This is a genomic window from Streptomyces sp. MNU76, from assembly GCF_020982545.1.
Taxonomy (GTDB): domain Bacteria; phylum Actinomycetota; class Actinomycetes; order Streptomycetales; family Streptomycetaceae; genus Streptomyces.
In genome coordinates, this window is record NZ_JAJKLK010000009.1 from 242,655 (window position 1) to 261,856 (window position 19,202).

General features: G+C 68.7%; 18 protein-coding genes, 1 tRNA gene and 2 pseudogenes. 15 read left to right on the top strand and 6 right to left on the bottom strand.

From position 1 onward, the window contains the following. The 5 genes from E4N62_RS23505 (at window position 1) to E4N62_RS23525 (ending at window position 4,337) form a co-directional block, all read left to right on the top strand. The gene (locus E4N62_RS23505; protein ID WP_230217398.1) at window positions 1-870 is read left to right on the top strand and encodes a bifunctional DNA primase/polymerase; all 870 of its coding nucleotides are present in this window, start codon (window positions 1-3) and stop codon (window positions 868-870) included. Between the two features lie 65 nt (window positions 871-935). Next, window positions 936-1,187 (top strand): hypothetical protein, encoded by a 252-nt coding sequence (locus E4N62_RS23510; RefSeq protein ID WP_230217400.1) that lies wholly within the window; start codon window positions 936-938, stop codon window positions 1,185-1,187. Next, window positions 1,184-2,605 (top strand): phage/plasmid primase, P4 family, encoded by a 1,422-nt coding sequence (locus E4N62_RS23515; RefSeq protein ID WP_230217402.1) that lies wholly within the window; start codon window positions 1,184-1,186, stop codon window positions 2,603-2,605. Before E4N62_RS23510 ends, E4N62_RS23515 begins: the two co-directional genes overlap by 4 nt. Before the next feature lie 108 nt (window positions 2,606-2,713). Continuing rightward, entirely contained in the window at window positions 2,714-2,899 is a 186-nt protein-coding gene (locus tag E4N62_RS23520; protein WP_230217404.1) for an AlpA family transcriptional regulator, read from the top strand. Between the two features lie 61 nt (window positions 2,900-2,960). Further along, on the top strand, window positions 2,961-4,337 hold the full coding sequence (locus E4N62_RS23525; RefSeq protein ID WP_230217406.1) for a site-specific integrase: 1,377 nt from the start codon (window positions 2,961-2,963) through the stop codon (window positions 4,335-4,337). A 138-nt stretch (window positions 4,338-4,475) separates the two neighbouring features. On the opposite strand, the gene E4N62_RS23530 is transcribed toward E4N62_RS23525, so the two are convergent. Then, window positions 4,476-4,560, bottom strand: a tRNA-Ser gene (locus tag E4N62_RS23530). Window positions 4,561-4,812: 252 nt separating this feature from the next. Then, window positions 4,813-6,264 carry an NF041680 family putative transposase gene (locus E4N62_RS23535; protein ID WP_230217408.1) on the bottom strand — a complete coding sequence of 484 codons (1,452 nt, stop codon included), beginning with the start codon at window positions 6,262-6,264 and terminating at the stop codon, window positions 4,813-4,815. Between the two features lie 395 nt (window positions 6,265-6,659). Between E4N62_RS23535 and E4N62_RS23540 the strand changes: the two genes are divergently transcribed. The 3 genes and pseudogenes from E4N62_RS23540 to E4N62_RS23550 form a co-directional block, all read left to right on the top strand. After that, window positions 6,660-6,863 (top strand): transposase, encoded by a 204-nt coding sequence (locus tag E4N62_RS23540; protein ID WP_230217410.1) that lies wholly within the window; start codon window positions 6,660-6,662, stop codon window positions 6,861-6,863. A gap of 227 nt (window positions 6,864-7,090) precedes the next feature. Further along, window positions 7,091-7,756: a hypothetical protein gene (locus tag E4N62_RS23545; protein ID WP_230217412.1), complete on the top strand. Its 666-nt coding sequence runs from the start codon at window positions 7,091-7,093 to the stop codon at window positions 7,754-7,756. Between the two features lie 104 nt (window positions 7,757-7,860). Then, window positions 7,861-8,331, top strand: a pseudogene (locus E4N62_RS23550) (transposase family protein); the annotation flags it as partial. A gap of 105 nt (window positions 8,332-8,436) precedes the next feature. Here E4N62_RS23550 and E4N62_RS23555 read toward each other — a convergent pair. Beyond that, window positions 8,437-8,907, bottom strand: a complete 471-nt coding sequence (locus tag E4N62_RS23555; RefSeq protein ID WP_230217414.1) for an NUDIX domain-containing protein — start codon at window positions 8,905-8,907, stop codon at window positions 8,437-8,439. 2 nt (window positions 8,908-8,909) lie between these two features. Next, window positions 8,910-9,653, bottom strand: a complete 744-nt coding sequence (locus tag E4N62_RS23560) for a helix-turn-helix domain-containing protein (protein WP_230217417.1) — start codon at window positions 9,651-9,653, stop codon at window positions 8,910-8,912. A gap of 119 nt (window positions 9,654-9,772) precedes the next feature. Between E4N62_RS23560 and E4N62_RS23565 the strand changes: the two genes are divergently transcribed. The 3 genes from E4N62_RS23565 (at window position 9,773) to E4N62_RS23575 (ending at window position 11,600) form a co-directional block, all read left to right on the top strand. Next, on the top strand, window positions 9,773-10,003 hold the full coding sequence (locus tag E4N62_RS23565; RefSeq protein ID WP_230217419.1) for a hypothetical protein: 231 nt from the start codon (window positions 9,773-9,775) through the stop codon (window positions 10,001-10,003). A 246-nt stretch (window positions 10,004-10,249) separates the two neighbouring features. Then, window positions 10,250-10,693, top strand: coding sequence for a hypothetical protein (locus E4N62_RS23570; RefSeq protein ID WP_230217421.1), 444 nt, complete (start codon window positions 10,250-10,252; stop codon window positions 10,691-10,693). A gap of 70 nt (window positions 10,694-10,763) precedes the next feature. Beyond that, window positions 10,764-11,600: a protein kinase gene (locus E4N62_RS23575; protein ID WP_230217423.1), complete on the top strand. Its 837-nt coding sequence runs from the start codon at window positions 10,764-10,766 to the stop codon at window positions 11,598-11,600. A 688-nt stretch (window positions 11,601-12,288) separates the two neighbouring features. On the opposite strand, the gene E4N62_RS23580 is transcribed toward E4N62_RS23575, so the two are convergent. Then, window positions 12,289-13,083 carry a hypothetical protein gene (locus tag E4N62_RS23580; RefSeq protein ID WP_230217425.1) on the bottom strand — a complete coding sequence of 265 codons (795 nt, stop codon included), beginning with the start codon at window positions 13,081-13,083 and terminating at the stop codon, window positions 12,289-12,291. An 831-nt stretch (window positions 13,084-13,914) separates the two neighbouring features. Here E4N62_RS23580 and E4N62_RS23585 point away from each other — a divergent pair. Next, window positions 13,915-14,109 carry a hypothetical protein gene (locus E4N62_RS23585; protein ID WP_230217427.1) on the top strand — a complete coding sequence of 65 codons (195 nt, stop codon included), beginning with the start codon at window positions 13,915-13,917 and terminating at the stop codon, window positions 14,107-14,109. Between the two features lie 125 nt (window positions 14,110-14,234). On the opposite strand, the pseudogene E4N62_RS23590 reads toward E4N62_RS23585, so the two are convergent. Further along, window positions 14,235-15,944, bottom strand: a pseudogene (locus E4N62_RS23590) (S1C family serine protease). Window positions 15,945-16,242: 298 nt separating this feature from the next. On the opposite strand from E4N62_RS23590, the gene E4N62_RS23595 reads away from it, so the two are divergent. The 3 genes from E4N62_RS23595 (at window position 16,243) to E4N62_RS23605 (ending at window position 19,165) form a co-directional block, all read left to right on the top strand. After that, on the top strand, window positions 16,243-17,052 hold the full coding sequence (locus E4N62_RS23595; protein ID WP_230217431.1) for a glycerophosphodiester phosphodiesterase: 810 nt from the start codon (window positions 16,243-16,245) through the stop codon (window positions 17,050-17,052). 267 nt (window positions 17,053-17,319) lie between these two features. After that, window positions 17,320-17,949, top strand: a complete 630-nt coding sequence (locus tag E4N62_RS23600; protein WP_230217433.1) for an ATP-binding protein — start codon at window positions 17,320-17,322, stop codon at window positions 17,947-17,949. A 226-nt stretch (window positions 17,950-18,175) separates the two neighbouring features. Further along, the gene (locus E4N62_RS23605) at window positions 18,176-19,165 is read left to right on the top strand and encodes a DUF5926 family protein (protein ID WP_230217435.1); all 990 of its coding nucleotides are present in this window, start codon (window positions 18,176-18,178) and stop codon (window positions 19,163-19,165) included. Window positions 19,166-19,202: the final 37 nt, after the last annotated feature.

The window sequence follows — 19,202 nt, forward strand, 5'->3', positions numbered from 1 at the left end:
ATGACGCAACCGACCCCCCTCCGGCGAGCGCTCGCCCTCGCCACGCACGGCGTGCCCGTGCTGCCCCTGCGGGCAGGGAAGGTGCCGTTCGGCAACTGCCCCGACTGCGTCGACAACGCGTGCGGCGGCCGGCCGAACATGAAGACCCCCGGAGCCTGCGCCTGCCCGCGCCCGTGCCACGGCTGGGCCGCCGCGACCACCGACCCGGTCGTCCTCGCCTCCCTGCCATGGGCCACGGCGTGGCGTCGGGCCGCCGCCGTCGCCTACCACCCCGGCGGCGCCGAACTGACCGTGGTCGACCTCGACAACGCCGACGCCGTCGACTGGGCCCGCGCCACTCTGCCCACCACGCTCACCGTGCCCACCACGCGCGGTGAGCACTGGATCTACCGGGGCGTGATGCGTTCGGCCAACAACGTCCGCCCCGGCGTCGACGTGAAGTCCCACATGCAGTACGCCCGTTGGCTAGGCCACGGCACCGGCCACACGACCGTGCTCCCGGCGGCCGTGCGCGCGCTGGTCGTGAAGGAAGACACCACCCTCGCGCGCGCAGGGGTGGTGTCTTCCATCCGCGCCCCGTGGGACCGCAGCGTGGCCACCGGGTGCCGCCATACCGAGCGCTACGTCCGCACCGGTCTCGAACGCGGCCTCGCCCTCGTACGGGCCCGCACCCAATCCGGCGCCGGATCACAGACGTTCGGTGTCGCCCGGTTCCTCGCCGTCCAACACACCGCCTGCCCCGGCCCGTGCGCGCTGGACGTCCTCGGGGAGGAGATCGTGGCCGCCGCCGTCGCCGTGGGCGTCCCCGAGACCTACGCCCGCCGCGCGGTCACCAACGGCCTTGAGACGACTTCCGGGCGTGCGGCATGAACAAAGCACCCCGAAACCCCGAAAACGAGCCTCAGGGCGCCGTACAGGGCCCGCCACGGCCGACCGTGGGCGAACCAAAGGACGTCGCCCGCAAGGGCGTCCTTTCTGCCGTTGGCTCTCACCCGCAGACGGTCAGCGTCACCGGCATCACCCCGGGCTTGCAGATCCAGTGCGCCGGCGTGCCGGTCGCGGACTGGCTGTGTACCTGCGGGCAGCACGAACGCGCCCGGGGCCGTACCGCCGTCCTCCGGCTGGCCGCCCGCGTCATCGTCGGCATCTGCCACCACACCACCGCCGAAGGGAGGACGGCAGCATGACGGACACCCGCACCGCCCCGAGCGAGGAACTGCCCGCACCGTCCCACCCCATGGCCGTCGCCCGGCGTCTGCTGCCCGACTGGCAGGGCGAGGACGGCAAGCTCGTCTACCGCCGCTGGCGCGCGTCCTGGATGCGCTGGAACGGCACCTGCTGGCGCGAGGTCGACGACGACCAGGTCCGCAAAGCCATGTACGAGCGCCTTGAGCACGCCGTCTACCAGGTCCCCGCCAAGGACGGCGAGACCGAGGAACGCGACTGGGCACCGACCAAACCGAAGATCAGCAACCTGCTCGATGCCCTGGGCTCGATCGTTCTCCTGCCCACCGACACCGACACCCCCGCATGGATCGACGACCAGGGCGACACCGGACAGGATCACGGCCCCATCGTGGCCTGTCAGAACGGGTTGCTGCGCATCCGCGACCGGGCGCTCATGCCGCACACACCGGAGTTCTTCAACAACGTCTCCATCCCCTACGCCTACGACCCCAGCGCGAGCGCACCGACGTGGGACAACTTCCTCGCCCAGCTCTGGCCCGACGACCCCGACTCCGTCTCCGCCCTCCAGGAGTGGTTCGGCTACGTCATCTCCGGCCGCACCGACCAACAGAAGATCCTCCTCATGGTCGGCCCGACCCGATCCGGCAAGGGCACCATCGCGCGTGTCCTCAAAGCGCTGGTCGGCAAGGAGAACCTTGCCGGCCCCACCCTCGCCGGACTCGGTACGAACTTCGGCCTGTCCACCCTGATCGGCAAGCCCCTGGGGGTCATCTCCGACGCCCGATTGTCCGGCAACGACAACACCCAGGTCGTCGAACGGCTCCTCACCATCTCCGGCGAGGACACCATCGACATCGACCGCAAGTACCGCCAACCGTGGACGGGCAAGCTCCCCACCCGGCTGGTCATTCTGTCCAACGAACTGCCTCACTTCGGCGACTCCTCCGGCGTCATCGCCAACCGGTTCATCCTGCTCAACACCCGCCTGTCCTGGCTGGGCAAGGAAGATCCCACCCTCACCGACCGGCTCATCGCCGAAGTCCCCGGCATCATCAACTGGGCCCTGGAAGGACTCGCCCGACTCCAGCGCACCGGACGGATCACCGAACCGGCATCCAGCCGCGAAGCCGTCACCACCATGCGCGACACCGCAAGCCCCACCAGCGCATTCGTCCGCGAACGCTGCACCACCGGCCCCACGTGCAGCGTGCCCGTGGAAGCGCTGTGGGCCGTCTGGCGGGACTGGGCCGAGGACAACGGCGTCAAGCCCGGAACGAAGCAGGTGTTCGGCCGCAACCTGCTCTCCGTCGTCCCCCAGCTCAACCGCACCCGCCCCCGCGACGCCTACGGCCAACAGGTCGCCACCTACACCGGAATCACGCTGAACACGTCCGAACCACATCTGCCTGAGTCGTGACTCATCGCGGCTCAAGCCCCTCGCATCGGCTCTGAGTCGCGATGAGTCGCGACTCAGAGCAATGTGCTCCGAACCCCATCACCGCGTCACCCCGCGCTGAGGAGTGCCATGTCCCGCCCCGAAAAGCTCAAGCTCGCCGAAGTCCTCACAGAGATCAAGATGAGCCGCGCCGCCTTTTACCGAATGCGCGCACGCGGCAAGGCGCCGAAGCTCATCAAGCTGCCGAACGGACAGATCCGTTGCCGTCGCAGCGACTTGGACGCGTGGTGGGCCGAGCACGAGACCGCAGCCTGACCGTTGACCGACCAATGGGGCCCTGCCAAACGGCAGGGCCCCATTGGGATGAAGGGGAACAATGCACAGCTACGACGTACGCCTTTGGAGCGTTCGCAAGCGCGCCAGCAAGGCCGCCCCGTTCCAACTGCGCTGGCTGGTCGGCGGAACGGAGTTCCACGAGAAGTTCGCGACCAAGACTCTCGCGGACGCCCGCCGGGCAGAGCTGCTGACAGCGACGCGCAAGGGTGAGCCGTTCGACACGGAGACGGGGCTTCCCGTCTCGGAGGTGCGCGAGCGAAACCGTACGAGTTGGTACGCCCATGCCCGTGCACACGCTGCCCGGAAGTGGCCAACTGCTGCGGCGAAGCACCGAGCCAGCATCGCGGAAAGCCTCACCATCGCCACCATGGCTCTGTGTCCGGCGGGCAGGGGGCGCCCGGAAGACGACCTCTTGCGCCGTGCTCTCTACCAATGGGGCTTCAACGCCGGGCGTCACGACCAGGAACCGCCCGAAGCGGAAGCCAAGGCCCTGGCGTGGGTGGAACGCAATGCGCCGGCCGTGGTCGACCTGGACAGCGCCAAGCGTGTGCGCACGGTGCTGGAGCACCTGGCCAAGCGGCAGGACGGGAAGCCCGCGGCTGCCAACACGTTCCGGCGCCGGCGCGCGGTGCTGAGCAACTGCCTGCGCCTGGCCGTGGAACACGAGTTGCTGCCCGGCAATCCCCTGCTCCGCGTGCACTGGGAGACCCCCAAAGCGGTGGAGGAACTGGACGTGCGCAGCGTCGCTACGCCCGTACAGGCGCGGGCGCTGCTGGACGCGGTCCGCGCTCAGGGGCCGCGCGGTGCTCACCTAGTCGCGTTCTTCGCGTGCATCTACTACGCGGCGATGCGCCCGGAGGAGGTATCCATGCTGAGCGCCGACCAGTGCGACCTCCCCACGGAAGGGTGGGGGCGGCTCATGCTCGCCGGCGCCCGGCCGCAGGTGGGGTCCGCCTGGACGGACAACGGCAAGCCGTACGAGGAACGGCAGTTGAAGCACCGGGCCCGCCGCGCGGTCCGGCCCGTCCCCATCCCGCCGGTTCTGGTCGCCATACTGCGGGCCCACGTCGACGCGTTCGGGACCACGGGTGAAGGGCAGCTCTTCAGTGCCGTACGGGGCGGACCGATCCGCTCGCAGGAGTACAGCGCCGCGTGGAAGGAAGCCCGCCGGAAGGTGCTCACGCCCGCGCAGGTCGCCTCTCCGCTGGCCGCGATCCCGTACGACCTGCGGCACGCGTGCGTGTCGTTCTGGCTCCGCTCCGGGGTGAGCCTCGCCGAGACCGCCCGGCGCGCGGGACAGAGCGTCGCCGTTCTTCAGCGCTACTACGCCAAGGTTCTGGACGGCGAGGAAGCGAAGATGAACGCCCTGATCGAGCAGGGCTTGGCGGAGCACGAGGGCGAGGACGAAGGGCCCTGAATCCTGGCCGCAGGTTGGCCGCACGCGCTGGTCAGAAGTGGGATACCACCGAATCAGGGTGAGACAGGGTGCACGCGGAAGGGGTGCCGCTCCGGAGAGTGGCACCCCTTCTGACCTGCAAGCTTCTGACCTGCGATGCGGTGGGTGTGGGATTTGAACCCACGGTGACTCGCGCCACGACGGTTTTCAAGACCGTTCCCTTAGGCCGCTCGGGCAACCCACCTGCGCCCCGCCCACCTGGGACGGAGCAGGTACAGCGTACCGGCCGCCAGCCTCGCGCGGGGCTCTCGGTCCACGCGGGGTCCACTGGCTCCGACTCGACCCAGGGTCCCCTCCTGATCCAGCGTATGGCCGAGGCCACGCCATACGAGGAAACCTACGGCTGGGTCAGCCGCACTTGTCGCCCTCCGTTCCCCCCCAACAGCGGCGAGTGCGTCGATGCCAGACGACACCTTCTCTGGTGTAAGCTTGATCATTAACCTCGCTGCTGTTTCAGGCGGACGTGTTCGGTGAGGGTTTCGATTCGTTTCACGGTCTTCCCCGGCTCGTGACGCGGGGCTGGCCTGCGGTTCTTCGAGCCGGGTGGGCGTCCGGGGCCGGGCTTGGAGGGTCTGGGCACGTCGGCGGGACGGGCTGTCTTCACGCGGAGGTGGCGAAACCCCCGGCGGACCCGGGCGGGGGTAAGTCGGCGCGGCTCGGCAGGCCGTTCCCAGGGTCGGCGGAGGTCCTCGGCGAGGGGCCGGGCGAGGCGGAGTTGGGTGTGGGCGGCGATGATCAGCCAGGTCCACAGGTCGGCCGTGTGTGGATCGCGGACCTTGGGGACGGTCCAGCCCAGGGTCTGTTTGAACAGCCGGAAGGTGTGTTCAAGATCGAATCTGCGGAGGAACGCCTGCCACCGCAGGTCGACGTCCTGTCCGGTCATTCCGGTGCGTGAGGACCACAGCCACACCGGCTTGGGGTCGCGGTCGCCGGGCAGGTGCCCGACCTTCAGCCGGATCAACGTGCCGTGGATTAAAGGGAGTTCACCGCAGTGGTCGAGCCAGGGGCCACGGGCCTGCAAGCGGGGGTGCATCCGGTCCCAGGCGAGGGCTTCGGCCTGGCCGTAGCGGGTGGTGTCGCACGTCGTGGCCTGTTCAGGGGTGTGCCAGGACTCCGGCTTGGAGAAGGTGAGGACGCCGCCGTGCTTGCGGGGCTGTCCGCCGCGTGGGGTGGAGCGGCGTGGGCCGGCGTCCCGGAGCATGACGCGGTCCGAGCGGAGCCGGCCGATCAGCTCGACGGGCAGGTCGGCCAGGACGTAGGCGAGGCGGGTGACGTCGTAGCCGGTGTCCATGACGACGAGGATGTCCGCGTCGCCCGGCCGCCACTGCCCGGCATGCACCAGCCGGGTGACCACCTCCCGCAGCTGGGTGGCGGTCACCGCGGTGGCATCGTCGGCCGGCCCGAGCCGCATCGCGTCCAGCACGGCAGTCCAGGACGTGCGTCCCGTCTCCAGTGCGGCGACGAAGGAGTAGGGCCAGCCGGGGATGAACTGATCCGCACTGCGACCCCGCCCGTAGACGTGGCAGAACAGCAACTCCGGGCTGGTGGGGGCGTCGGGTCGCAGCCAGTTGCTCACGTCCACCGCGAGCACGATCCGCCCGTCGGCGGCTCGCGGCAGCGGCGTGGAGGCCAGCAGCCTGCGCAGGCGGCGCGGTTCCAGCCAGCCGTGGTTGACGGCGTCGTACATTGCTCCGTGCCCGCGCCGGTGCTCGGCCGTGAGCGTCAACTCGACCAGCGAGGTGACCGGGCCGTCCGAGCACAGCACCGCGTCGGTGAGCTCGAAGAGCGCATCCGCCCGGGTGTAGAGGCAGTCGTAGAACTCGACACGAAAGTGGGACAGGACACCCAACGCGGCGTCAGCGGACTGTTCAGCGGCGAGACTCTTCACCAGCGGCCGTTCCTTCACGCGACGTTGCTCGACACCTCGAAGCGTGAAGAACGGCCGCCCTGCTGTCTCGGGAACGAGCCAAGATCAGCAGGTCAGGTGAACGGCCGAGGTTAAACACCAAGGTAAGAAGCTGTTGCTCTATCGATCTTGGTGGGCGTGAGTTCGAGGTCGTCGACTCGGTCGGGTGATCTCGTGGCCGACCGGGCATGAAAGCGGGGCCTCCCGCACAGCTCGAGGGTGTCGAATCCAAACGAGCAACAGGACGCCCCTGGTGCTGCAGTCTTCCGTGCTGGCGTCGATGGCGTGCAACTCGGCGTCTCTGTCGTGTGATTGCCTCGCTCACCAGTTCGGGAACGCTGCGGACCGGCCGTACAGGCGACCGAAGTATCCGTCCGATGAGCGACGCGGAGTGGGCCGTCGTACGTGACGCGATGCCGGTTCCCGGCTGGCTCGAGGGCCGCGGCGGGCAACCGGAGAGCTATTGCCACCGGCAGATGGTCGATGCGGTGCGCTATCTGGTCGCGGGCGGTATCACCTGGCGGGCGATGCCTGCGGACTTCCCCGCGTGGGACCGCGTCTACGCCTTCTTCCGGCGCTAGCAGGACAAGGGCCTGACCGCCGAGTGCCACGACCGGCTGCGCGACCGGGTCCGCCGGGCCGCGGGCCCGGACCTGGAGCGAAGATCGCTAATCGGGGCCACAGGACTCGTTCCGCGGGGGGTAATGGGCGCATCGGGAAGTCGGCGCACTACCTCTGCGCGCCTGTACGCCTCTTCCTGAAATTCCAGAAATCCGCTAATACGGACTTCTGAGCGAGGGGGATGTAAGTGACAAACACCAATACGGGGTCCGCTGATGACACCGCGACACCTGGTCCGCAAGGTGAAGGCGAGGAAGGCAACAGCGGAAGGATCAGGATCCTCATTGCCGTCATCGGCAGCCTGGCCGTCGTGGCCGCAGCGGTAATTCCCGTCCTCCTGAATCGTGCTGACGAGCCACCAGGGGAACCGTGCGACCTCGACCGGCTCGGCGACTACTGGGTCCAGCCACCGTCTCAGCGCTACAACCAGGCTCTCTTCGCCGATCGAATCCGACCCAGGATCTACTCACAAGTGAGCCCGGACAGCAATCCGGAAGTGAGCGTCAAGGGGCAGCTCAACCTCGATGTGCCTGCCGGCCAGGTCCTGTATCTGATCAGGCGACCTGACGCCAACACCAAAGACACGTTCGGGAACCCAGGAAATAACCGGTACTACCCCGCCACACCCGTAACACCCACATCCGCCGGCTGCTGGGAAGACAACAACCGGCCGGTCGGCTACCCGGGCGCCAAGGGGATCGGGCAGATCTACATGCTCGTGCTGGTAGGCCGTGACCAAGCCGCCGAGTTCCCGGCCGACCGCAAAGCCAAGAACTGGGACGGTTACAGCCAGGACCAGTGGCGAGCGATCAACAGCATCGATGTCATGAGCTTCCACGTCTCAACGGCCTGACGGACTCCATCGAAGATCTTGGATGATCGTCTGACAGAGCACTTCATGCGGCGGGCTGTGCTAAAGGGTGTTGCAGAAGGCTTGGTTCAGGGCATTTTGCCTGTATGGGTGGGGTGTTGCGGGCTGAGCCGGTGTGGGTGGAGACGTTCACAGGCTTGCGTATGGACCGGTTCGTGAAGCTGGTGAAGGTGATGCGGGAGCAGGGCGGTGACGGGCCCGGTGGTGGCCCTCCGTGGTGCCTGCCGCTGGCGGACCGGGTCCTGCTGGTGGCCGTCTACTACCGCACCATGCGGCAACTCGCCCCGCTCTTCGACATGTCCCCGGCAACTGTCTGCCGGGTCATCCACCGGCTGCGGCCGTTGCTCGCGCTGGAGCCTGCCCCGAGGCCGGTCGCCGAGTCGGACCGGCTGTGGATCGTGGACGGCACGCTGATCCCGGTCCGTGACCGCACCGTGGGCGCCTCGAGCCGCAACTACCGGTTCTCGGCGAACATGCAGGTCATCATCGACGCTGGCACCCGCCTGGTCATCGCCTCGGCCCGGCCGGCACCGGGCAACAAGGCCGACGCCCACGCTCTCAGCTGTCCGTTTCGGCTCACGGAGACAGCACCTCAGCCGTTGTCCGCCACGGCTCGCGCCTGTCAACGCTCGGCGGACCCAGCAGCGTCACGGTGCTCCAAGTCAGCCGAGGTAGGGACGTTCACGGAGCTCCAGAAAATGACCGATCCGGAGCCGCTGCGTGTGGTGCATTGGCAGCCGATCAATCTCCCTTGGGTGGACGAACCGGAGCTCCGTGGACTCGTCCGAGATCACGAGTCGACCGCCGACCACGCGGGCGGTGAAGCAGACATTGAACTGTCGGCGCACCTCACCGTCCGTGTAAGCGATGACGTGGCGCGGGTCGGTGTATGTCCCGACGAGCCCGGTGATCTCCACGTCTAGGCCCGTTTCCTCCTTCACCTCACGGACGGCGGTTCCCGGTAGAGAGTCGGTCATCTCCATGCCGCCGCCAGGCAGAGCCCAGAGATCGTTGTCTCGCCGACGCTGCAGGAGGATGCGTCCTTCATCGTCGGTGACCACCGCGGACGCCGCGACAACCAAACTGTTGGGCTTGGGGGCGTCTGGGTCGTCGTAGTACTCGGTCCGTGCCATGCTCACCCTTCTCGTACTGGCGTGGCGGTCGCCCACACCGCGTCGAAGCTGTCGGCGTAGGTGTCGAACATGCCGCCTGCCCTACTTCGACGCAGGTGCCAGACAGGGGCCCCGAAGGCGTTCACGCCCCAGACATGAGCGTTGACCAGGGCCTGATCGTCGGCCCGGTAGATCGAGTTGTAGAGCGTTGTGGCATGGGTTCGCACCTCGATGCCAGGTACCCCGACGAGGGGGCGATAGTGCATCAGTGCGAGGCGGCAGCGGGACTGAATCCCGTGTCCGAACTTCTCTTCCTCGCCACGCTCTTGGACGTTGGAGCTGTCCGCGTCGCCAAGTGCGATGCGGACTGCGCACCCCTCGTCCGCTCGCTCCTTCAAGAGCTCGTTGAGTCTCGGATACGCCTCATGCAGGAAGACGGCGGCGTACACCAACACGTCAATCCGCTCTCGGGCCTGGGTCAGCATGTCCACGAAGGCGGACACAGGGACGTCCGCCCGCTGGTCGTAGAGAGCCACAAGTTCCGGGCTGACAGCGCGGGCCGGGCGTGCCTGCCTGAGCGCTGGCCATAGAGCGTGCACGTCTTCTCCTAGCGTTTCTGCTGCCACCATGGCCGTGGCTCGACGCGGCGTCCGCCCCAGATTGACCCAACGTTCGACGGACTTGGGATCGACTTCGACCTTGTCCGCGAGGGCGTTGTACGTCCAGCCGCCGGCCGCCATGGCAGCACGTAATCTCTCGTTCGGCATCTCAATCTCTCCCAACATCCGGGGACGGCACTAGGGACGTTCTACCCCACGCGGGACGTCCCAAAGTGGGGTTTGTCGGTGGTTCCTACGTCCTGACGGGCGGCGGGAAGCTCGTCGGCATGGCGAGCAATCAGCAGACCAGGCCAGGCATCGGTGAACTGGCGAAGGACAGTGCCAACGGACGCATCGGCGTCGTCATGGGTCAGATCGGCGGTCGTGTGCAGATACGGCCGGTCTGTGGCGGCCGGGAGTGGGATGCAATGCCGGGCAACGTCGTGGCGCTCAGCGCTCGGGAAGAACTGAGCGCACGTCTGGCCATGAAGAACGGCAACAGTCGGGCTGGGATGTGATGCGCGCCGTCGGTCGGTACGCCGGGGTCCTGTTCATCATCTGCATTAGCGGTTCGTGCGGCTTGGTGATCGGTGTGGCCCTCGGCCTCGGCCAGTAGACCGGCCGCCCCGAACGGGTGCCGTTACGGCTCCCCCGTCCCCGTTCGGGGCCGGCCTCCAAGCCCGCTCGCGATCGTCTTCGAGCCGTGCTCGGCGATCAGGGCGGCAGGTAAGTGCCCTGCACCACCTCACACCAGGAGAATGCAGATGACGGCAACAGCGAACGATCAGAGGACCGGCCGCGCGGTGGCGGGTGAGGAACTGTTCCAGAGCCTCGCCCACTTCGTGATCACCCACAACGACCAGTCGCCCGAGCATGCCGAGCGGATCGCGGACCAAGCGCTCGCGTTCGTGGTCACGGCGGCCACCGCGACGGTCCCCATGGTCCCGTCGGATGACGTGGACCTCGGCCTCCACGCGCTCATCCTGCACACGAAGGAGTACGCCGGGCTGTGCGAGCAGTACGCGGGGCGCTTCCTCCACCACAACCCGAAGCCGGGCGGGGGAGCGCGTGACCCTGAGCGGGTCGCTGCCTCGGCTCACGCCATGAAGGCGGCCGGGTTCATGGTCTTCGACGACCTGTGGACCGTGGACGGCACGAACCTCGCGCAGTGCGACTCGGACTGCGGCCGACCCTACGGTCAGGACTAACCCCACCCAACAGCGACGCGACCGGCCACGACTCGTGGCCGGTCGCGTGCGCCCGGAAGGAGAAGAGACGTTGTCCGGCCCAACCCCTGAACTGCCGATCGTGGTGCTCGACGCGCTCATGCCCACGGCTCACCACCTGGTCGTCAACCGCCGGGGCTCCACGGTCTGGGAGGTGGAGAGCCCACGGGGTCACTACGCCGTGAAGCTCGGCCACCCCATCGAGGCCACGCCTGACTGGGCCGCCCAGCCCTGGACCGCGCTCGCGCCGGCGCGCGAGGGTGCCGTACTGCATCGTCTCGGCCTCGACGAGATCGCCTACGGCGAGTGGGAGCGCGGTACCTGGAACTTCCAGCCGTGGCACGAAGGCCCGGACCTGTACCGGCTGTGGGAACCCTGCCGTCGACCGGACTCACCCATCGCGCCCCACACGGATGTTGCCCTGGGGTGTGTCGAGGCACTGGTCGAACTGCACGCGAAGGGCTGGGCGCACGGTGATGTGCAACCCGCCCACTTCATCATCGGGCCCGAACGGACGCACCTGATCGACCTCGCCCTCGCCCGTGGCGGAAGCGTGCCCGAGGGGTACGACTTCCCGTTCCGCGGCTGTCTCGTCCACTACGAAGCACCCGAGATCTCCCGCAGTGTGCTCGCCACCGGCGAAGCCGAGCCGACACCGGAAGCCGATATCTACGCCCTCGGCGCGTCTCTGCTCATCTCCGCCACCGGCTGGCGGGCGGTCGAGTACCCGGACGACGCTCCTCGACCCGTACAGAGACAAGCCGTGGCGAACGGTCGGCGTCGCCCCGTGAAGGCGCCCGGTGAGCTGGGCGAACTGATCGACGCCATGCTCAGCCACGCCCCCGAAGACCGGCCGACGATCTACGAGGTGGGCAAAGCCCTGAGCTGACCCGAAGCCCGTGCGCCGCGCGTTGCTCGTGCGGTGGCGGCCGACAACAACAGACCGGACCACCCCTCAGCCTGGACAGCATTCCGGGTGGTCCGGTCGTGGAAGCCCTGATCAGGACCCCGGTGCCGATGGTACCGGGGTGGTCGCCATGCCCGAATGCGGGTGCGGCCACAACCTCGGCTTCTTCTTGTCGAGTTGGAGAGGGTCACTGGTGAAGTCCCGTCGAGGAACGCAGTTCTGGCCTCAGCCACCGAAAGTCAGCTACGGCGGCGGGTGCGCCGAACGAGCACCCGTCACGTGTGCCTCCAGCAACCCCGTACGGGCCTCAGCCACGCTGCCCGAATGCGTCACGGCCCGCACCCCCTCCGGCCTGGGCGTTGTGTACGTCGGGACGGTGCTCAGGTCGGCTTCGGAGCTCTCGGAGCGAAACGGCGGCCAATGGCACGGTGCGGTCGTCACCAGCGCGCTTGGGTCTGGTCCTGGCGCTCGGACTGGTCGGGTTGCTTCCTGTTCTGGCTGCCCACCCTGGCGGTGTTGCGCGCTGAGTGGGCGGGGCCGCCGCAGCGGTGGCGGAGACATGGAGCGGCGGCGGCCCGTGGCCGCCAGCGCGCCGCACGCCGTAGGCGGGCCGCCTTGTCGCTGTCCGAAGAATCGCGCTTGTGCTCGTCACGCATCCATCCGACACGGTCTAGCCAAGGGCAACCCGTCGCCATCCGGCAGCGAAAGCCCACTTGCTGTCCGGGTGGTACGAACGCGGGCCGCGCACCTTGGTCTTGTACTGCGGCTCCTCGGTCACCTTCCAGTCACCGTTCTCCCACTTGACGATCAGGTAGGTGGTCTCACCCTTCAGCGACTTGTTGTCGGCACTCTCTTCGCCACTGGGGACGAGGCGGTCGTAGAACATCCAAACGGCGATGACTTCGCCGCTGTCGTCAAGGCTGCGGGAGAGGAGCGCCTTCACGACGGTTTTCCCATCCTTCGGCACTGCGATCAGAAACGGCTCTCCGACCGTTCCGCTGACACCTCTGTCGATGGTTTCGGGGGAGTCCTCGGAAGTGACCGCGGTCCACTGTTCGCGAGCGATCACCTCGTCTGTCAGGTCGAAGTCCTGCCAGTAGGAGACCGCAGCGGATTCCGCGCCAAGCGAGGAGTGCTCGAACCCGGTCCCGATGCCCTTGGCGCTCGACTTTGGCTTGAACAATGAGACAGGGCGGGCAGTGGCTGGCGTGTACTCCTGCCCCCGGCCCGGTGGTGCAGAGCTCTTGTCACCATCCGAACTCGGGGACGGCTTCGCGTCCGTCTGCGGTTGGGTGTTCCCGCCGATGATCGACGTGAAGGCGAGAATGCCACCAACAGCGAGTGCGGCCCCGGCCACAACTCCGATCGCCAGGAGCCGTAACCGGTGCTTGCGTGCTCTGCTGTCGTTGGAGCCTGGATCAGGCCCTGTGATGGGACCGTGGTCAGTGGCCGCTTCGTGGCGCATCGTCTCTCCGCATCTCAAAATCGCCGAGGGCTGCAAGGCACACCAACCCTAGGCAGGGTCTGCCACATGTCGCGTCCACATCACGGGGGTGGCCGGATGAAAAGGCGGGTTAGCTCAGACCACCGGATGAGCCTGGTCAGCCGGCATGCCACTGGTCTCGCCAAGGCGCCCCACTTGGTCCACGCCTGGTCCACACGCACTGATCCACACCGCGACAGCGCCGGATCAAGGTGAGACAGCCGCACGCAGAAGGGGTGCCCCTCAATGAGAGGCACCCCTTCTGACCAGCATGTCTATGACGTGCGGAGTGGGCGGGATCCGGGCTCACGGGGACGCTTTCACGTCCTCACGTTTTTCAAGACCGTTCCCTTAGGCCGCTCGGGCAACCCACCTACGCCCCGGCCCACCTGGGGCGGAGCGGGTACAGCGTACCGGCTGCGTTCATGATCACGAGAAGGCGGCCCACAACGGGCATATGGCGAAGGGCGACCGGCTACGACGGTGAGCGAGGGAGGGGCCCCATGAAGCCGGAGATGCTGATCTCCGTGTCGGCGACCGTGATCGCACTCGCTTCGCTCTGGGTGAGTTTCACCGAATCGAGAAGCATCCGGTCCCACAACCGTCAGTCGGTGAGACCGCTCCTGCAGATCCGGCGGGTGCTGAACTTCGAAGGGACGAGGACGGGCATCCAGCTCGTCAACGCCGGTCTGGGACCGACCATGGTCACCACGAGCGTCGTGCGGGTGGACGGCGAGGTGGTCGGTGGGTGGGACCCGCAGACGTACAGGCAGCTCACGCGAGGGCACTCGGTCTCCCCGAAGGTGTCGACGCTTGCAACCAGGTGTTCCCGTCCTCACCGGACAAGTCGTGCACCTGCTGTTCCTCGACGACTTCGACGGGGACGAGCACGCGTGGTTCTGGAGGCTTGTCAGCGAGCGTCTGATGGTCGAGATCTTCTACGAGTCGCTGTACGGCGGTGAGAACTTCAGGGCCGTGCTGGTCCCGCCGTGGGAACCCCCTGCCTGATGCCCGCCTGAGGCCGAGCCGCCCCGTCACAGCCCGGCCAACGCCCACGCCCGCTCCGCCCCGCCCGCCCCACAGCGGACAGCTGAGGGCACGGGGAAGGCGAAGCCGGGCGGTGGCGGCGTCGGTCAGCTGTCGCCCTCGCGTTCGCCCAGAGTGACGTCCGCCGTGTGGGTCTTGCCGTCGCGGGTGTACGTGAGGGTCACCTTGTCGCCGGGGAGGTGGGTCCAGATCTCGCCGATGAGGGTGGGGCCGCTGTCGATGACGTGGTCGTCGAGCTTGGTGATGACGTCACCGGGCTTCAGGCCGGCCTTGTCGGCGGGGCCGCCCGCGGTGATGGAGTCCGACCCGCCGTCACCCGCGTTCGTGATCTTCGCTCCGCCCGTGCCCTCATCCAGGGAGACCGACGCACCGATCACCGGGTACACCGGCTCGCCCGTCCTGATCAGCTGCTGGGCCACGTTCTTGGCCTGGTTGATCGGGATGGCGAAGCCGAGGCCGATGGAGCCCGCCTGGCCGGAGCCGAAGCTGCCGTTGCTGGCGGACTGGATCGCCGAGTTGATGCCGATGACGTTGCCCCGCGCGTCGAGCAGCGGGCCGCCGGAGTTGCCCGGGTTGATCGACGCGTCGGTCTGCAGGGCGCTCATGTAGGAGGCCTTGCTGCTGGAGGAGCCGTCGCTGGAGGCCACCGGACGGTTCTTGGCGCTGATGATGCCGGTCGTGACCGTGTTGGAGAGCCCGAAGGGCGCGCCGATCGCGATCGTCGAGTCGCCCACCGCGACCTTGTCGGAGTCGCCGAGCGTCAGCGGCTGCAGGTTCGACGGGGCGTTCTTCAGCTTGATGACCGCCACGTCGTAGCCCTGCGCGTGCCCGACGACCTCGGCGGCGTACTTCTTGCCGTTCGGGAAGGTGACCGACACCTTGCCGCCGTCGACGGCCTCCGCCACCACGTGGTTGTTGGTGACGATGTGGCCTTCCTTGTCGAACACGAACCCGGTGCCCGTGCCGCCCTCGCCGTCGTTGCCGGACGCCTCGATGGTGACCGTGCTCGGCAGCGCGGCGGAGGCCACGGCGGCGACCGTACCGGCCGCGCGCTTGACGTCACCGCCGTTCTGGGAGGCCGAGACGGTCGTGGAGCCGGTGGAGTTGTCGTTGCGTTCGGCCAGCGTGTAACCGAGGCCACCGCCGACACCGCCCGCGACCAGCGCGGCCACGAGGATCGCGGCGATCAGACCGCCGCGCTTGTTGCCGGCCGGCTTGGGGGCCGGCTGCTGCGTCTGCTGCCAGGAAGAGCCCCAGCCGCCGTCGCCCGGTCCGCCGTGACCGCCCGCGCCACCGGCGCCTGAGGCCGCGCCCGCGTTGCCGTACGCGCCGGCGGCGGCGCCGTTGTCCGCGTACGACGGGACGGCGGGCGGCGGCGGGGAGGCCAGGAGGCGTCGGGCGCCGAGGACCCGCCGGGTCCGGCCGGGTAAACCGGACCGCCGGGTGCCTGTGCGTAGCCGCCGCCACCGGGCGCCTGGCCGTATCCACCGCCGGGCACCTGGCCGTGGCTCGCCGCGTATCCGGGTGCGCCCGTGGACACCAGCTCGGGCTGCGGCTGCTGGGTCGTCGGCGGGACGGGCGGGAGCTGCTCCGTCGGCGGGACCGGCGGGAGCTGCGTCGTCGGCGCGTTGTCGGCGGCGGTTCCGGCCGAGGGGCCGGGGCGGGGCGGTGGGCTCCGCCGGTGCCGCGCTCGGCTCGTGCGTCGGGGCCGGCGCGGAGGCAGCGGGAGCATCCACCGGCACGGGAGGTGCGGACGGGGCCGGGGGTACCGCGGTGCCCTCGTTCTCGGTGCTCACAGCTTTTCTCCTCGGTCCACGGCTTCACCTGGTAGGCGGTCGACTGTTCTTGCTTGCGTGCTCTTGCGCCGCGTGCTTGCGCGTCGCGTGTTCTTGTTCGCACAGAGGGCTGTGCGAGAGTTTTGTCTGCGGTCAGCTTTTCCCACGAGCCGTCAGGGCACCATAAGCGGTGCCTGTGGGTCCGGGACCATCCTTTATATAGGACCTATCAGACTAACGGCGCGTACTGTGCGTACGAACCCGGTCGTCCACGGTCACCACCACCACGCGTACCCCGTCACGGTGGCACCATGACGCGGTGACCCACGCACGACAGCTCCCGATTCAGGTCGTCGCCCACCGGGGCGCATCCGAGGCGGCCCCCGAGCACACCCTGGCCGCGTACAAGAAGGCGATCGAGGACGGCGCGGACGCCCTCGAGTGCGATGTCCGGCTGACGGCGGACGGCCACCTCGTCTGTGTCCACGACCGACGCGTCAACCGTACGTCGAACGGCCGCGGCGCGGTCTCCGCCCTGGAGCTCGCCGACCTGGCAGCCCTGGACTTCGGCTCCTGGAAGACCGGCGACGAGGCGCCCGACTGGGAGGTCACCCCCGAGGACCGGGCGGACACCTCCGTCCTCACCCTCGAACGGCTGCTCCAACTCGTGGCCGACGCCGGGCGCCGGGTGGAGCTGGCGATCGAGACCAAGCACCCCACGCGTTGGGCCGGACAGGTCGAGGAGCGGCTGCTGGAACTGCTGAAGCGGTTCGGCCTGGACGCCCCCGAGTCCGCCGCCGACTCGCCGGTGAGGATCATGAGCTTCTCGGCGCGCTCGCTGCACCGCGTCCGGGCCGCGTCCCCGACTCTGCCCACGGTCTATCTGACGCAGTTCGTCTCGCCCCGGCTGCGCGACGGCCGACTGCCCGTCGGTGTCCGGATCGCGGGTCCCTCGATCCGGATCGTGCGCAACCACCCCACCTACATCGAGCGCCTGAAGAGCGCCGGGCACCAGGTGCATGTGTGGACCGTGAACGAACCCCAGGACGTCGACCTCTGTGTCGGGTTGGGTGTCGACGCCATCATCACCAACCGCCCGCACGCGGTTCTGCACCAACTCGGCCGCTGAGCGCACGCGTTCCCACAACTCCGAACACACGGTTCTCGACAACTCCGCACACACACCTCGGCGACAGCTCCGAACACGCCTCGGTTCACATCTGCGACGACCCCGTCCGCCCCCGGCGGCGCCCCCGCGCGGCGCTTGACGGAGGTAAGAATTCCGCCAAGACGACCAACCTGCGGACAGGGACAAGTCGCCATATTGGGGACGAAATTCAGCCATCCGACTACGGGGTGTGCACCGGCGCGTTCGTTCTGTATTCGAGCGTGAGGAGTGCGTCAGAGCACGTGGTTTGGCCGGTTTCCAGTCCAGTCCCATGGGGCATTCACACCGTGGCGTGGGGCGAAGGAGGTCTCGGGGGTGGCGTTGGTGGTGGCACAGGAGGTGCCCACGTCGTCGAGCATGGCCGTACCCCATGGCCCTGCGGGCGTGGGGAAAGCAAGGCACCGGATGCGTGATCAGTTGCGCACGGGAGGTGTGGCGGAATCGGTCATCGACGATGCCCTACTGATCCTTTCCGAACTGCTCAGCAATGCCTGCAAACACGGCAGGCCGCTCGGTGACGCGCTGGCCGGCGACGGCGACGTGCGCTGCGCCTGGCGAATGGATCCCACGGGGCGGCTCACGGTCGAGGTGACGGACGGCGGTGGTCCGACCCGCCCTGTTCCGTCCACGCCCTCGGTCACCGCACACGGCGGCCGCGGGCTGAACATCGTCACGGCGCTGGCGGACGACTGGGGCGTGCGGGACGACGCCCGCGGCGAGGTCACGGTGTGGGTCGTCGTCCAGGACGACGTCTACCGGGCCCACCGCCGGGACGACTTCGCCTCCCGCGTCGTCGCCCCCTCGGTCTCCGCCCTCCCCGACCTGGACTTCGCGGACGCGTTCGACGACCTGGACTGACGGGCCGGACTGACGGGCCGGACTGACGGGCCGGACCGGCAGGCCCGGAACGGCAGGCCGGACCGGCAGGCCCGGACACATCCGGCCACGGCACCGGTGCGCATCCCGGCCCGAACCACCGGTTCCGGGACGACTCGGTGCGTTGTCCACAGGGTCCCGTCGGGCGTCGTACGAGCGGCTAGGCTCGCGCGAGTACGAGACGAGCCGTGATCGGGAGACACCCACGATGGCCAAGAAGCGACCCCACACGAAGGCCAAGCGCCCGCAGGGCACCGGCGGAGTCGGCGCCGCAGGCGCCGATGGGCAGGTTCCGGTTGTCGGCGCGCGCGAGCAATGCCCCTGCGGCAGCGGCCGCCGCTACAAGGCCTGCCACGGCCGGGCCGCCGCCCAGGCCGTGACCGAGCTGGTGCAGCGCCCCTTCGAGGGCCTGCCCGGCGAGGCCGACTGGATCGCGCTGCGCGAGCTGGTGCCCGCCGCCACCGTCGAGCTGAAGCTGAAGGACGCGCTCCCCGAAGGGGTCCCGTCGGTGACGCTCGCCACCGTGCTGCCCATGGCGTGGCCCGCGCTGCGCCGCGACGACGGCTCGGTCCTGCTCGGCCTGCAGAACGACACGGCCTCCGGTGACATCAGCCGCGACCTCGCCGACACCCTGCAGCGCGCACTGGTCGCCGCGCCGGGCACTCCGGTTCAGGGGCGGCGCGCCCCGGCCGACGGTCCGCGGTTGCAGGACCTGATCGACCCCGAAGGTGAGTTCGAGCCAGTTGTGCACACGGGCTTCGAGTTCTGGGTCCCGGACACGGAGAACTCCACGCCGGAGGTGACCGCCTCCCTGGAGCGCGCCAACTCCGCGGCGATCCCCACGGTGAAGCTCGCGGGCGTCGACGCGGCCTACTGGTGCGAGACCCCGGAGAAGAACCACCTGCGCTGGGTCATGCCGCACGCCGAGGAGCGGCTTCTGGACGCGCTGGCCCGACTGCACGCGGCCGGGCGTTCGAGTCTCGGCGAGGGCACCCGTCTGGTGGGCTCCTTCCGTGCTCACGGCCTCACCGTGCCGGTCTGGGACCTCCCCAGCGGGGTCGGCGCGGACGACATCGAGAAGCCGGCGGCCGAGTTCGCCGAGCGGCTCGCCGGCGCCCTGGCCGACGAGTCCCCGCTCACGCCGGAGGAGCGCCGGGCACGCGGTGGTCTCACCAACCGACAGGTCACGCTGAGCTGACGTTCGCTCCCGAGCCGAAGGGGACGCCGGACGACCG